A 15555-nucleotide genomic window follows, 5' to 3' on the forward strand; every position below is an offset into this window, starting at 1 on the left:
ACAGGCATAAAAAAAGCGCCCTAAGGCGCTTTTTAAGATCAAATAAACCAGTATTAGCCGATATATTCCAGTCCGTTCATATACGGGCGCAACACTTCCGGCACCGCAATGCGACCATCCGCCTGCTGATAGTTTTCCATTACCGCTACCAGCGTACGGCCAACAGCCAGACCAGAACCGTTCAGAGTATGAACCAGACGGGTCTTTTTGTCGGACTTGTTGCGGCAACGCGCCTGCATACGGCGAGCCTGGAAATCCCAGACGTTAGAGCAGGAAGAGATCTCGCGATAGGTATTCTGAGCCGGGATCCACACTTCCAGATCGTAGGTCTTGCATGCGCCGAAGCCCATGTCACCGGTACACAGAACAATTTTGCGATACGGCAGACCCAGCAACTGAAGCACTTTCTCAGCATGGCCAGTCATCTCTTCCAGTGCGTCCATGGAATCTTCCGGACGAACGATCTGCACCATTTCAACTTTGTCGAACTGGTGCATACGGATCAGACCACGCGTGTCACGACCGTAAGAACCCGCTTCAGAACGGAAGCACGGTGTGTGCGCCGTCATTTTGATCGGCAGGTCGTCTTCGTCGATGATTTCATCGCGCACCAGGTTGGTCAGCGGCACTTCTGCAGTCGGGATCAGCGCATAGTTGCTGCTGTCAGATTCTTCTTCCAGCGGACGCGTATGGAACAGATCGCCGGCAAATTTCGGCAACTGACCGGTACCGTACAGCGTGTCGTGGTTCACCAGATACGGTACATAGTTTTCGCTGTAGCCGTGCTGTTCGGTGTGCAGATCCAGCATGAACTGCGACAGTGCGCGGTGCATACGGGCAATCTGACCTTTCATCACCACAAAGCGGGAGCCGGTCAGTTTAACCGCAGCAGCGAAATCGAGACCGCTGTGCATTTCACCCAGGGTAACGTGGTCGCGAACGTCGAAATCGAATTCACGCGGGGTGCCCCAGCGGCTGACTTCAACGTTGTCGTTTTCGTCTTTACCAACCGGTGCGTCATCGTGAGGGATGTTCGGGATGGTCAGCGCGATATCGCGGATTTCCGCCAGCAGCACATCCAGCTCAGATTTCGCGGCATCAAGCTGCTCACCGAGTTTGTTCACTTCCAGGCGTAATGGCTCGATATCTTCCCCGCGCGCTTTCGCCTGGCCAATGGATTTCGATCGCGAGTTACGCTCTGCCTGCAGGTTTTCGGTTTCTACCTGCAGTACTTTACGACGCTCTTCGAGAGCGCGAAGTTTATCTACATCCAGCTTAAAGCCCCGGCGTGCCAGTTTTTCTGCGACTGCGTCTGGCTCGGTACGCAGCAGATTGGGATCGAGCATGCTTATCCTGTGCTTATCGAATTAAAAAAGGGAATGCAACTGCAGCCTGCGGTTGCAAAGATACATTGCCAACATTACCGCAACGCCTGCGCTAGCGGTAGCGTTTTGTGCGGCTATTTTGATCCTGTTCAGCGAGCCAGGCGAGCTTTTCGCCAATCTTACCTTCAAGACCCCGTTTAGTCGGATGGTAATAGCGTGTTTGTGCCATTTCAGCTGGGAAATACTCTTCACCCGCGGCGTACGCGTTGGGCTCATCATGGGCGTAGCGATACTCCTGCCCATAGCCCATTTCTTTCATCAGTTTGGTCGGTGCGTTACGCAGGTGAACCGGTACGTCGTAATCGGGGCGTTCACGCGCATCGGCCATCGCGGTTTTGAAGGCGGTATAAACGGCATTACTTTTTGGCGCACAGGCCAGGTAAACAATCGCCTGTGCAATCGCACGTTCGCCTTCTGCCGGGCCAACGCGGGTGAAACAATCCCATGCGGAGATCGCGACCTGCATGGCGCGTGGGTCGGCATTACCCACATCTTCAGACGCAATGGCCAGAAGGCGACGCGCAACGTACAGCGGATCGCCACCGGCGGTAATGATCCGGGCGTACCAGTAGAGCGCCGCATCCGGGGCGCTGCCGCGAACGGATTTATGCAATGCGGAGATGAGGTCGTAAAAGCGGTCGCCTTTGTTATCAAAGCGGGCACTGCGCTCCCCGGCAATCTCTGTCAGTAACGCAGGCTGAAGAACACGTTTTCCACTGGCATCCACTTCCGCCATGTCCGCCATCATTTCAAGCGTATTTAACGCCCGACGCGCATCGCCGTTAACCAGTTCGGCTATCGCCCGGCGTGTTTCATCCGGCAGCACGATATCCTGACCGCCATAGCCACGCGCGTTGTCTTGCATCGCCTGGCTCAACACCTGCTCAATATCGTCGGTGGTCAGCGATTTCAACAAATAAACGCGCGCTCGCGATAACAGCGCGGAGTTCAGCTCAAAGGAAGGGTTTTCGGTTGTGGCGCCGATAAAGGTGATAGTACCGTCTTCGATGTGCGGCAAAAACGCATCCTGCTGGCTTTTATTGAAGCGGTGAACTTCGTCGACAAACAGGATAGTGCGGCGGCCCGCGTTACGGTTCTGACGAGCACGTTCAATGGCTTCGCGGATCTCTTTCACGCCAGAGGTGACAGCCGAAATACGTTCGACATCCGCATTGGCATAACGGGCGATCACTTCGGCAAGGGTGGTTTTCCCGGTGCCTGGCGGCCCCCACAGGATCATGGAGTGCAGATGACCCGCCTCGATGGCGCGAGGCAATGGTTTCCCCGCAGCCAGCAGATGCTGCTGACCAATATACTGCGCTAAATTTTCTGGCCGCATACGCGCGGCCAGTGGCTGAAAGGTATTATCAGAAAAATCGAGCGACAGATTGCTCACTCACATGCCTCTACTTACGTTGGTCGTCTACCGTTACGCCTTGCGGAGGGGTAAAGGTAAATTTCGATGCTTCTACAGCGCCATTCTGCTGAGACTTCAGCTGATAGTTGCTGCGCTGACCATCTTGCTCTACCGCACTAAACTGATGAATGGTGCCGTCACGTCCGACATTGATGGTGAACTGCTTCAGGTTCCCGTTGCTGGTTTTCGGCGTCAGGACGAAGTCATCGCCGTTTTGCTTAATATTGTATTGCTGCCAGTCGCTGGACTGGTTGCGGGCAATCAGCATAAACGGCGTATTGCCTGTCGCATCCTTCAACCAGGTCGCCGTTGCCTGCTCGACAAAGGGGTTAAAGAACCACAGTGTTTTACCGTCAGATACCAGAATGCTCTCGTCAGGCTGCGTCATATGCCAGTTAAACAGATTTGGGCGCTTAACCCATAAATCACCCTGACCTTCCTGAACCGCTGCACCGCTACCGTCGGTCACTTTCTGAGTGAAGCTGGCGTGGAAGCTGCTGACTTTATCCAGACGACTTTTCAGATCGCTGGCGGCATCGGCCCATACGCTGCTCACGACAAAGCTTGAGAGTAATGCACAGGTGATTGCGATTTTTTTCATTGTTATTCCTCAAAATACGTCACTCCCGATGGGGAGATCCCTCTGCTATCCATTCCAGGCCAAAAATCAGCATGAGGAAAGAAGAAAATACTGAATTCTTATTTATTTACCGATCTTTGCAATCAATCAAAGGGAGGCGGAGCCAACACTTCTCGATTGCCGTTATGACCTTGTTCGCTGACAATCCCCTGCGCCTCCATCTGCTCGATGATGCGCGCCGCACGGTTATAGCCAATGCGGAACTGGCGCTGTACGCCGGAGATCGACGCTTTACGTTTTTGGGTCACAAAGTTCACAGCCTGATCGAATAAGGGATCCAGCTCTTCGCCACCGTCTAAGCCGCCAGCGCCGCCTTCACTTTCGCTATCGGAGGTGATGCCGTCGACGTACTGCGGACGACCGCGGGCTTTCCAGTCCTGCACGACGGCGTGAACTTCTTCATCGCGAACGAACGCGCCGTGAACACGTACAGGCGTGCTGGAGTTCGGGGCGGAGTAGAGCATATCCCCCATCCCGAGCAGCGATTCCGCGCCGCTCTGATCGAGAATGGTACGGGAGTCGATTTTGCTCGACACCGTAAAGGCGATACGCGTTGGTATGTTCGCTTTAATCAGGCCGGTAATGACATCAACCGACGGACGCTGGGTGGCCAGCACCAGGTGGATACCCGCAGCACGCGCTTTCTGCGCCAGACGCGCGATCAGCTCTTCCACTTTTTTGCCGACGGTCATCATCAGGTCAGCAAATTCATCCACCAGTACAACGATATACGGCAGTTTTTCCAACACCGGATGCGTGGCATCCATGCTGTCGCCCGGTTTCCAGTATGGGTCCGGAATCGGACGTCCCATGCGTTTCGCCTCGGCAATCTTCTCGTTGTAGCCCGCCAGGTTACGCACGCCCAACGCTGACATCAGCTTGTAGCGGCGTTCCATCTCGTTGACGCTCCAGCGCAGAGCGTTGGCGGCGTCTTTCATGTCAGTAACCACTTCCGTTAACAGATGCGGTATCCCTTCATAAACCGAGAGCTCCAGCATTTTCGGATCGATCATGATAAAGCGAACGTCTTCAGGCTGTGCTTTGTAGAGCATGCTGAGGATCATGGCATTCACGCCGACCGATTTACCGGAACCGGTGGTACCGGCAACCAGAAGGTGCGGCATTTTCGCCAGGTCAGCCACCACGGGCTCACCGGCAATGTCTTTACCCAACACCACAGAGAGCGGCGACGGGTTATCGCGAAAGCGCGCGCAGTCGAGCACTTCACGCAGATAAACGGTCTGACGTTTTTTATTCGGCAATTCCAGACCGACGTAAGGTTTACCTGGAATCACTTCCACTACGCGCACCGCAACGGTAGACAGCGAACGGGCCAAATCGCGCGACAGGTTGGAAATACGCGCCGCTTTCACGCCCGGCGCCAGATTCAGCTCGAAGCGAGTGATCACCGGACCCGGCGAGTAGTTCACAACATCCGCTTTAATGCGGAAATCCGCCAGTCGAGCTTCGACCAGGCGTGCCATTTGCTCAAGCGCGAAGGTATCCACCGGCTCAATTTCTGTTGGCGGCGGCGTCAGCAGATCTAATGACGGCAGCGGCGTGGTCGGTTTAAGCGCCGGACGACCGTCACCGTTACGCATCAGCAACGGGTGAATAAGGCTTTCCTTTGGCTGTACAACAGGCTGCTGATACTGCGGCGGCTGTACAACAGGCTGTTGTGGCTGCTGGTATTGCGGAGGCTGTACGACAGGTTGCTGTGGCTGCTGGTACTGCGGCGGCTGAACAACAGGCTGCTGTGGCTGCTGATATTGCGGCGGCTGTACGACAGGCTGCTGTGGCTGCTGGTACTGAGGCGGCTGTGCAACAGGCTGTTGTGGCTGCTGATATTGCGGCTGTTGAACAGGCGCAGGCTCCGGCATCACGCCCGGGGTAAACAACGGCTCATGCGGTCCCTCATCCACCAATGTTTTCATGGGGGAGAATTCAAAATCATCCAGCGAGAATGGATTCGCGCCTGAGGGTTGTTCACCGGAATAACGCTGTTGCTGTGAAGAGGCAAACTGGCGCGCCAGCTCGGCTTCAGCGGCGGCATCTTCGTCTTCCGGTTGAGACACATCGTGCTGATACTCTTCGCCGTAACGATGCTGCTGCGATTGTGCAAACTGGCGAGCCAGTTCATCTTGCTGCATCGCCTCGATTTCGTCTTCAGAGTACTGCATATCAGAATCGAGACGCCCCGCCTCACGCGCTTTCTCTTCCGCCATTCGTTGAGAAGGTAATTTGATGCCGTACGATGCCAGCTCGCGGCGCGTTGGAACACGCACACGATTGGGTCTCGGTAACTGCGGTCCAATACCTTCTTTAACTTGCGGACGTGGCGCACCGCTCCCCGCAAGACTAAACACCGGCGCTGCAGCAGCAGCTGTCGCCCCTGCCGCTATCGTTGCGTCTTTCACGCCTGCGGCTAATGGCGCAACGGCGGCAATGGATTCCACTGGCGGTACAGCCGCCGTCACGGGTGAAGAATATCTCACCGGCTCAGGTTCTTTCACGGGTTCAGGAATGGGCTGATACCATGCCGCAAGTTGCTCACGCTCACGCGCACGCTTCTCTTCCACCTCTTCAAAATAGTAAAGCGGTGGGCGAGCAGGTTTAGATTCCTCAACCTCTGGCTCAGGCTCAACGACAGCAGGTTCCGGTTGATAAACTGGCTCAGACGGATGCACCGGCGCTTGTGAGTAAACCGGTTCAGGTTGCCAGCTTTGCTCCGCAACGGATTCCTGTGGCTGCCATGGCGTCTGCGGTTGTGGTACTACAGGCTGTTCGTAGCCAGGTTCCGCAACCGGTGGCGCATAATAGTGCGGCTGAGGTTCAACTGGCGCGGGTTGCTGCCAGGGTTCATGCGCGGGAACCTGAGGTTGAACATATTGCGACGGTTGCGAATACCCTTCCGGTGCTGGGGCAATAACGGGGTCGGTATATTCCGGCGCAGGGACAGGTTGCCATTGCATCTCAGGTGCAACAGGCACAGGTTCGGCGCCGGGAATCGATGGTGTTTGTAACGCGGGATCGGCAGGCGCGGCCCAGGCTTGCGTAGCCGCTGTTGCTGCTGCGGCGGCGACTACCGGCTCGGTGACCGAGTGACCATTGAGCAGCGGATCATATTCTTCATATTCAGGCTGAGTCGCACGATGCCCGGAGAACAGCACGTCGTTAGGATCGGCAGGTACGCCACGTGCGCTGTATTCAATTTCGTCTTCATCATCCATGCGTTTGCCGGAAAACAGCGCCGCATCGGTATGACGACCGCGTGGGTTGGTAAACTTCTCTGCCAGACGTTTGCGTCGCGCCAATGCGCCCCGGAGAATACGTGCGCGTCGGGACTCTCGTTTTACACCGTCAACTTCATCGGCAAACTCGTCGTCATCTTCATACTCTTCATCATCGACCCACGTATCATCACGACGGGTACGATTGCTGGCGAATGTCAGAAGATTGAGCAGCCAGCCGCCTAATTTTTCGGCAATGCTGACCCACGACCACCCCGTAAACAGCGTCAGACCGGCGGCCCAGATGCACAATAACGCGATGGTTCCCCCACTGCTGTGCAGCAAAGGTTGAAGCGTCGTGCTCAGCAAACTGCCAATCACGCCGCCAGAGGCGAAATACCAGATGTCATCAGCATTAATTGCCGCAAGACCGCAGGAGGTCAGAATGAGCGCCAGCACGCCAATCACGCGCAACGACACGGCAAAATAATCGATATATTCGTCGCTGGCCTGATGTCGCCAGGCAAACCAGCATCCCCCCACCATAATGACCGGGATGGTGTAAGCCATTACGCCGAATATGAAGAACAAGGTGTCAGCCAGCCAGGCTCCCGGCATACCGCCCAGATTATGGATAGGTTCGTGCCATGCCGTTTGCGACCAACTGGGATCTGAGGGATTAAAACTCAGTAAGGCAGCCATCAACCAGACGGCAAAAAGGGCAATAAGGATCAGCAACGCTTCCAGAAGTCGGCGCCCGCTGCTTAACTTTGTCAATGTGACTTCTTTGTCTTCAGTGTATTCCTGGCTCAAAAAAGGCTCTCCAGGTTTCAGGCTTTTCCTGCCCGATGCTAAAACGGACAACAGCACCGGGTCGCCCCGGCACTGTTGCTGTATGGATTAACAGGAGTGTAATCAAAGTGCGTCGATTTTGCACCTGTTCCGTGTTAGCGCGTCTTAATTACCAGACGATTGCTCTGTTTTACTTCTTCCATCACCACATAGGTACGTGTGTCATTCACGCCAGGCAGACGCAGCAGGGTTTCCCCCAGCAGCTTACGATAGGCAGACATATCCGGCACGCGTGTTTTCAACAGGTAGTCGAAGTCACCGGAAACTAAATGACACTCTTGAATTTCTTCAAGTTTTTGTACTGCGGTGTTAAATTGCTCAAACACATCCGGCGCACCACGATTCAGAGTAATCTCAACAAAAACCAGAAGTGATGCATCCAGATAATGCGGGTTTAACAGTGCTGTATAGCCCTGAATAAATCCCTGTCTTTCCAGCCGACGAACACGCTCAAGGCAGGGTGTCGGTGAAAGTCCAACTCGTTTAGAAAGCTCGACGTTCGAAATACGGCCATCCTTTTGCAACTCATTAAGAATGTTGCGATCGATGCGGTCGAGATCTTTGCCAGGGCGCTTCTTGCTATCTACCATTATTATTGTCTCTCTGTATTCCTTCCCTACTCCTGCCTGACTCTTTGCACATCACTGTTTAGAGCCTATGCCCATCACAATAGACCGAAACCCAGAGGGATTAACGGCGCGCAATGCCGGGTCTATAGTGAGAAGACCGTTGCCTGATGGCCGCTATCGATATCACGAATGGCGTCTGTCCACACCATGCGTAGATTTCGCTAGCCGGTAAACATGGTATTTACATGCATGGTTATGCATCACACACATATCACTGTTTTCTTCTTCAATGAATGTTTTCGCAAAACAGCAGGGGATTGTCAAAGCAAAACATCGATTTTTAGTACAACATGCCAATTATTCATTGGGAGCGGTCGTTAATCGTCATTTTATCACCTTATAACGGCCCTATTTTAAGTAGAAATCATTATAGTCGCGCCCTCACCATGGCCTCTCATTGGTTCCTGCTATTACACAAATTGTTAACAAAATCGCTATACTCTTTTTTTACGCCACCAAATTCCCTACAATCCTGCCCATTGCCTGCCAACAACTATGGGGATCTCATGGGCACGACCAAACACAGTAAACTGCTTATTCTTGGTTCAGGACCAGCGGGATATACCGCTGCGGTCTACGCTGCGCGTGCAAACCTGCAACCGGTACTGGTAACCGGTATGGAAAAAGGCGGTCAGCTGACCACCACGACCGAAGTGGAAAACTGGCCTGGCGACCCAAACGAGCTGACGGGTCCGCTGTTGATGGAACGCATGCATGAACATGCGACAAAATTTGATACTGAGATAATTTTTGATCATATCAATAAGGTGGATTTGCAGAACCGTCCGTTCCGTCTGACTGGCGACAATGGCGAATACACCTGTGATGCGCTGATCATCGCCACCGGGGCTTCCGCCCGCTATCTCGGTTTGCCATCAGAAGAAGCGTTCAAGGGGCGTGGCGTTTCCGCCTGCGCCACCTGTGACGGTTTCTTCTATCGCAATCAAAAAGTCGCGGTCATCGGCGGCGGCAACACGGCCGTTGAAGAAGCATTATACCTGGCGAATATCGCTTCTGAGGTCCATCTGATTCACCGTCGCGACAGTTTCCGTGCAGAAAAAATCCTGATCAAACGTCTGATGGATAAAGTCGAAAACGGCAATATCGTACTGCACACCCACCGTACGCTTGAAGAAGTCACTGGCGATCAGATGGGCGTCACTGGCCTGCGCCTGCGCGATACGCATAACACCGACAACATTGAATCGCTGGACGTTGCGGGTCTGTTCGTTGCCATCGGCCACAGCCCGAACACCGCTATTTTCGACGGTCAGCTTGAGCTGGAAAACGGGTACATCAAGGTTCAGTCAGGCATTCACGGTAATGCAACGCAAACCAGTATTCCGGGCGTCTTTGCGGCTGGCGACGTGATGGACCACATTTACCGCCAGGCGATTACGTCTGCGGGAACAGGTTGCATGGCGGCGTTGGATGCAGAGCGTTATCTCGACGGTTTAGCCGACGCTGGCAAATAAGTTTACAAATCAGCAACAAAAGTAAAAAAGGCGACTATAAGTCGCCTTTATTTTTGCCCCGTTGTAACATTGCCCTGCCTAAAATTCTGATAACTCACCTGCTAAGCGTGCAATGAATAAAACCCGTCAAAAAGAGTTAACTCGCTGGTTAAAACAGCAAAGCGTCATCTCCCAGCGCTGGCTGAACATTTCTCGTCTGTTGGGATTTGTCAGCGGCTTATTGATTGTCGCTCAAGCCTGGATCATGGCGCGTATTCTGCAACATATGATTATGGAGAACATTCCTCGTGAAGCCCTCCTCCTCCCTTTTATCGTTCTGGCACTGATTTTTATCCTCCGCGCATGGGTCGTCTGGCTGCGTGAACGGGTCGGTTTTCATGCCGGGCAGCATATCCGCTTCGAAATACGTCGCCAGGTGTTGGATCGTCTGCAACAGGCAGGACCGGCGTGGATTCAGGGGAAGCCTGCGGGAAGCTGGGCGACGCTGGTGCTCGAACAGATTGACGATATGCACGATTACTATGCGCGCTATCTTCCACAAATGGCGCTTGCTGTCTGCGTGCCATTGCTGATCGTCGCCGCCATTTTTCCGACCAACTGGGCTGCCGCGCTGATCCTGCTCGGAACGGCGCCGCTGATTCCATTATTCATGGCGATGGTTGGCATGGGGGCGGCAGATGCCAACCGCCGTAATTTCCTGGCGCTTGCACGCCTGAGCGGCCATTTTCTCGATCGTTTGCGCGGCATGGAAACGTTACGCATTTTTGGGCGTGGGGAAGCAGAAACCGAAAGCATTCGCGCCGCGTCGCAGGATTTTCGCCAACGCACCATGGAAGTCCTGCGCCTCGCCTTTTTATCCTCGGGCGTCCTGGAGTTCTTTACCTCGCTTTCCATCGCACTGGTCGCCGTCTACTTCGGCTTCTCTTATCTTGGCGAACTTAACTTCGGGCACTATGGCACCAGCGTAACGCTTGCCGCCGGTTTCCTGGCGCTGATTCTTGCCCCTGAGTTCTTTCAGCCTTTACGCGACCTTGGCACGTTTTATCACGCTAAAGCCCAGGCCGTAGGCGCGGCTGACAGCCTGAAAACGTTTATGGAAACGCCCCTTGCCCACCCGGAACGTGGCGATATTGAGCTCACGACGAAAGACCCTGTCTCGATTGAAGCCCGGGATCTCATTATCACCTCCCCTGAAGGCAAAATACTCGCCGGTCCGTTGAATTTCTCACTGCCAGCAGGCCACCGCGCAGTGCTGGTCGGGCGCAGTGGTTCAGGGAAAAGCTCTCTGCTGAATGCGCTGTCCGGTTTTCTCTCATACCAGGGGTCATTGCGTGTTAACGACATTGAACTGCGCGATTTGTCTCCCGAATCCTGGCGTAAGCAGCTTTCCTGGGTTGGGCAAAACCCGCAACTCCCTGCGGCAACATTGCGGGAAAATGTGTTGTTAGCGCGCCCGAATGCCACTGAGCAAGAGCTCAGAGCCGCGCTCGACAACGCCTGGGTCAGTGAATTTCTGCCCATGCTGCCACAAGGGCTGGACACACCGACGGGCGATCAGGCTGGTCGGCTTTCCGTCGGCCAGGCGCAGCGCGTTGCGGTTGCTCGCGCGTTGTTGAACCCATGCAAACTGCTTTTACTGGATGAGCCAGCAGCCAGCCTGGATGCTCACAGCGAACAGCGCGTCATGCAGGCATTGAACGCCGCTTCCCGACGCCAGACCACCTTGATGGTCACCCACCAGCTCGAAGATCTGGCCGACTGGGATGCTATTTGGGTGATGCAGGACGGGCACATTATCGAACACGGTCATTATAACCAACTCAGTACCGCCAACGGGCCGTTTGCCACGTTACTGGCTCACCGTCAGGAGGACATCTGAATGCGCGCCTTGCTACCCTATTTAACGCTCTACAAGCGCCATAAATGGATGTTAACGCTTGGGATCGTGCTGGCGATCGTCACACTGCTGGCCAGCATCGGGCTGTTGACGCTGTCCGGCTGGTTCCTGTCCGCGTCTGCCGTCGTTGGCGTTACCGGCATTTACAGTTTTAACTATATGCTGCCTGCCGCAGGCGTGCGCGGCGCGGCGATTACCCGCACTGCGGGTCGCTATTTTGAACGGTTGGTGAGCCACGACGCGACATTTCGCGTCTTGCAGCATCTGCGAATTTATACCTTTAGCAAACTGTTACCCCTCTCTCCGGCGGGGCTTGCCCGTTATCGCCAGGGGGAGTTGCTTAACCGCGTAGTTGCCGATGTCGATACGCTCGATCATCTCTATTTGCGCGTCATCTCCCCAATAGTGGGTGCCTTTGTGGTGATTGTGGTCGTCACCGTGGGCCTGAGCTTTCTCGATGTCACCCTCGCGATAACGCTGGGGGGGGTTATGTTGCTGACCTTGTTCATTCTGCCTCCGCTGTTTTACCGCGCGGGGAAGAGTACCGGACAGAGCCTGACCCACCTGCGCGGACAATATCGCCAGCAGCTCACCGCCTGGCTGCAGGGACAAGCAGAATTGACGATCTTTGGCGCCAGTGAACGCTATCGGGCGCAAATGGAAAGTACGGAATTGCAGTGGCATGAAGCCCAACGCCATCAGTCTGAACTGACCGCGCTGTCACAGGCCGTCATGCTGTTGATTGGCGCGATGGCGGTGATGTTAATGCTGTGGATGGCCTCCGGCGGCGTGGGTGGCAACGACAAACCCGGTGCCCTGATCGCACTCTTCGTCTTTTGCGCGCTGGCGGCATTTGAGGCGCTGGCCCCCGTGACGGGAGCGTTCCAGCATCTTGGTCAGGTTATCGCCTCTGCGCTACGCATTACCGATCTCACCGAACAGAAGCCCGAGGTGGAATTTCCGGATACGGATTCAGTGGTGCCAGAGCAGGTGGCGCTGACGCTGCGTGATATTTCGTTCAGCTACCCTGAGCAGGCGCAAAAAGCGCTGGAATCCCTCTCGCTGCACGCGAATCCTGGCGAGCATATTGCCATTCTTGGGCGTACAGGCTGCGGCAAATCGACGCTATTGCAGTTACTGACCCGTGCGTGGGACCCGCAGCAGGGCGAGATCCTCATCAACAATCAGCCGATTTCAACGCTTAACGAAACCACGCTGCGCGCCACCATCAGCGTCGTACCGCAGCGCGTACATCTGTTCAGCGCCACGCTGCGTGACAACCTTCTGCTGGCAGCACCTGACGCCAGTGACGAAGCGCTGTCAGAAATACTGAGCCGTGTCGGTCTGGAGAAATTACTCGACGATGGCGGGCTTAATAGCTGGTTAGGAGAAGGGGGTCGCCAGTTATCCGGCGGAGAACTTCGCCGTCTGGTTATCGCCCGCGCATTATTGCACGACGCCCCGCTGATGTTGCTGGATGAACCGACCGAGGGGTTAGACGCCACAACCGAAAGCCAAATGCTTGAATTGCTTGCTGATGTTATGCGAAATAAAACGCTGTTAATGGTCACGCACCGCCTGCGCGGGCTGTCGCGTTTTGATCAAATAATAGTGATGGACAACGGGCAAATTATTGAGCAAGGTAATCACGCAGATCTGTTAGCCAGGCAGGGTCGTTATTACCAGTTTAAGCAACGTCTGTAAGCTATTATTGAACGATCCGACTTGCGTACTGGAGTTGTGCTGTCATGCGCCTGGTTCAGCTTTCTCGCCACTCAATAGCCTTCCCTTCCCCGGAAGGCGCTTTGCGCGAGCCCAATGGGCTATTAGCCCTTGGGGGCGATCTTAGCCCCGCCCGCTTATTAATGGCGTACCAGCGGGGCATATTTCCGTGGTTTTCGCCTGGCGATCCGATTCTCTGGTGGTCCCCCGACCCTCGCGCTGTTTTATGGCCGGATCACTTTCATCTGAGTCGCAGCATGAAGCGCTTTCACAAACACTCGCCCTATCGGGTGACGCTGAATTATGCTTTTGACCAGGTCATTGAAGGCTGTGCCAACGATCGCGAGGAAGGGACATGGATAACGCGCGATGTGGTGGAGGCTTATCATCGTTTGCATGAATTAGGCCACGCGCACTCCATTGAAGTATGGCGCCACAATGAATTAGTCGGCGGAATGTACGGCGTATCGCAAGGCACCCTTTTTTGCGGTGAGTCGATGTTCAGCCGCCAGGAAAATGCCTCCAAAACAGCATTGTTTGTTTTTTGCTCTGAATTTCGCCGTCAGGGGGGAAAACTGATCGACTGCCAGGTGCTCAATAGCCATACTGCGTCGCTGGGGGCCGTGGAAATAGCACGCCGTGAATACCTTGAACACCTCAACATAATGCGCCAGCAGCGGTTACCAGCCCTTTTTTGGGTGCCTCGCACGTTATTTTCGCCTCAGGAGTGAATGTTTTCGGCACATTTTTTGTCGGAGTGTTATAATTGTGCCGCAGAGCAGGTTATGCCCATTACCCCGCCGCCGTTAAGGAACAGTTCGCGTCAGGTAACGCCCATCGTTTATCTCATCGCTCCCTTACACGTTGCGCTTTTAGTGCGGCTTTGCCGTGTGTGATCGGAGTAATGCGCCAAACCTGATTTGCTGTGTTTTAAACGCGCAAATCTTTACTTATTAAAAGAACTTCGGCATTATCTTGCCGGTTCAAATTACGGTAGTGATACCCCAGAGGATTAGATGGCCAAAGAAGACAATATTGAAATGCAGGGTACCGTTCTTGAAACGTTACCTAATACCATGTTCCGCGTAGAGTTAGAAAACGGTCACGTGGTTACTGCACACATCTCCGGTAAAATGCGTAAAAACTATATCCGCATCCTGACGGGCGACAAAGTGACTGTTGAGCTGACCCCGTACGACCTGAGCAAAGGCCGCATTGTCTTCCGTAGTCGCTGATTGTTTTCGCGCCCGAATGGCGTAAAGATAATAAAAGGTCGGTTTATCCGGCCTTTTTCGTGGGCGCTATGTCACGCGGTTAATCTTCTACCATCCGCGCATATTCTTCCATTAAGAAATCGACCAATGCACGTACGGAAGGCAGCAATCCACGTCGCGAAGGAAATACCGCGTGGATAACCTCCCTTTTCGGCTCCCAACCCTCCAGTAAAGCCACCAGTTCACCGGCAGCCAGTTGCTCTTTGACCATCAATACCGGTAACTGTACAACGCCAACCCCCGCGACTGCCGCCTCACGCAACGCCAGCATATCGGTGGTAATCAAACGCGGCATAAAATGCACTTCTGCCCGCGCCCCTTCAGGCCCAAATAATTCCCACCGGTGCATATGTTTCCCGGCGGCAAGACTCAGGCCAGGCCAGTTGTTGAGCTCTGCGGGGGAAGAAATAGGCCCCATCCTGGCGATCAATGCCGGGCTGGCAAACAGGCGATGTCCTCGATCGGATAATACACGCATTACCAGATCGCTATCCTCAAAAGGACGCGGCCTGACGCGAATCGCAATATCAATCCCCTCACCCACCACATCAACACGACGATTAGTCGCTTCCAGTTGCAGTGAAACATCGGGATAGCGCGCCAAAAATTTAGCCAGCATCGGACCGATATGCGCGTGCAGCAACGTGACGGGACAGGTCAGCTTCACCACGCCGCGCGGCTCAACCTGTAGCGCAGCGATAGCGTCCTGCGCCGCCTGTGCCTCAACCAGCATCGCTTTGCAATGCTCATAAAACGTCTGCCCGACTTCAGTCACATTGAATTGCCGTGTCGTACGCTGAATCAGCCTGACCCCCAGGCGCTCCTCAAGTTGTGCGATACGCCGACTGAGTTTTGACTTAGGTTCATCGAGCGCGCGACCTGCCGCAGCAAATCCCCCCTCCTCGACGACATGAACAAACCACGCAAAATCATTGAGATCCGGTTTCATTTTTATTGTCCCGTTTATAGAACAGTCCATGCCATTTTAGCCACTACACACCCTATTGTCATGAATATAAGCTTATTGGCAACAC

Annotated in this window: 11 protein-coding genes; 5 read left to right on the forward strand and 6 right to left on the reverse strand. The window is 54.4% G+C overall.

Features of this window, described 5'->3' with window-relative positions; all coding sequences use genetic code 11:
- Positions 1-53: 53 nt before the first annotated feature.
- From serS to lrp, 5 genes are all read right to left on the reverse strand, one after another.
- Positions 54-1346: a serine--tRNA ligase gene (gene serS / locus P2W74_RS15030; protein ID WP_276292235.1), complete on the reverse strand. Its 1293-nt coding sequence runs from the start codon at positions 1344-1346 to the stop codon at positions 54-56.
- Positions 1347-1437: 91 nt separating this feature from the next.
- Positions 1438-2781: a replication-associated recombination protein RarA gene (gene rarA / locus P2W74_RS15035; protein ID WP_276292236.1), complete on the reverse strand. Its 1344-nt coding sequence runs from the start codon at positions 2779-2781 to the stop codon at positions 1438-1440.
- 10 nt (positions 2782-2791) lie between these two features.
- Positions 2792-3403 (reverse strand): outer membrane lipoprotein chaperone LolA, encoded by a 612-nt coding sequence (gene lolA, locus P2W74_RS15040; protein WP_162380079.1) that lies wholly within the window; start codon positions 3401-3403, stop codon positions 2792-2794.
- 122 nt (positions 3404-3525) lie between these two features.
- Positions 3526-7542, reverse strand: coding sequence for a DNA translocase FtsK (gene ftsK, locus P2W74_RS15045; protein ID WP_412767195.1), 4017 nt, complete (start codon positions 7540-7542; stop codon positions 3526-3528).
- A 77-nt stretch (positions 7543-7619) separates the two neighbouring features.
- On the reverse strand, positions 7620-8114 hold the full coding sequence (gene lrp, locus P2W74_RS15050; RefSeq protein ID WP_000228473.1) for a leucine-responsive transcriptional regulator Lrp: 495 nt from the start codon (positions 8112-8114) through the stop codon (positions 7620-7622).
- A gap of 545 nt (positions 8115-8659) precedes the next feature.
- On the opposite strand from lrp, the gene trxB reads away from it, so the two are divergent.
- The 5 genes from trxB to infA all read left to right on the forward strand — a co-directional run bounded on the left by trxB (position 8660) and on the right by infA (position 14482).
- Positions 8660-9628 carry a thioredoxin-disulfide reductase gene (trxB, locus tag P2W74_RS15055; protein ID WP_276292238.1) on the forward strand — a complete coding sequence of 323 codons (969 nt, stop codon included), beginning with the start codon at positions 8660-8662 and terminating at the stop codon, positions 9626-9628.
- A gap of 112 nt (positions 9629-9740) precedes the next feature.
- Entirely contained in the window at positions 9741-11507 is a 1767-nt protein-coding gene (gene cydD / locus P2W74_RS15060) for a heme ABC transporter permease/ATP-binding protein CydD (RefSeq protein ID WP_276292239.1), read from the forward strand.
- Positions 11508-13229 carry a heme ABC transporter ATP-binding protein/permease CydC gene (gene cydC / locus P2W74_RS15065; protein ID WP_276292240.1) on the forward strand — a complete coding sequence of 574 codons (1722 nt, stop codon included), beginning with the start codon at positions 11508-11510 and terminating at the stop codon, positions 13227-13229.
- A 44-nt stretch (positions 13230-13273) separates the two neighbouring features.
- Positions 13274-13978, forward strand: coding sequence for a leucyl/phenylalanyl-tRNA--protein transferase (aat, locus tag P2W74_RS15070; RefSeq protein ID WP_276292241.1), 705 nt, complete (start codon positions 13274-13276; stop codon positions 13976-13978).
- A 285-nt stretch (positions 13979-14263) separates the two neighbouring features.
- The gene (gene infA / locus P2W74_RS15080; RefSeq protein ID WP_001040187.1) at positions 14264-14482 is read left to right on the forward strand and encodes a translation initiation factor IF-1; all 219 of its coding nucleotides are present in this window, start codon (positions 14264-14266) and stop codon (positions 14480-14482) included.
- Positions 14483-14561: 79 nt separating this feature from the next.
- Here the strand turns inward: infA and P2W74_RS15085 are convergent, their stop codons facing one another.
- Positions 14562-15470 (reverse strand): LysR family transcriptional regulator, encoded by a 909-nt coding sequence (locus P2W74_RS15085; protein ID WP_276292242.1) that lies wholly within the window; start codon positions 15468-15470, stop codon positions 14562-14564.
- Positions 15471-15555: the final 85 nt, after the last annotated feature.

This window comes from Citrobacter enshiensis (assembly GCF_029338175.1).
GTDB classification, from domain to species: Bacteria; Pseudomonadota; Gammaproteobacteria; order Enterobacterales; family Enterobacteriaceae; genus Citrobacter_D; species Citrobacter_D enshiensis.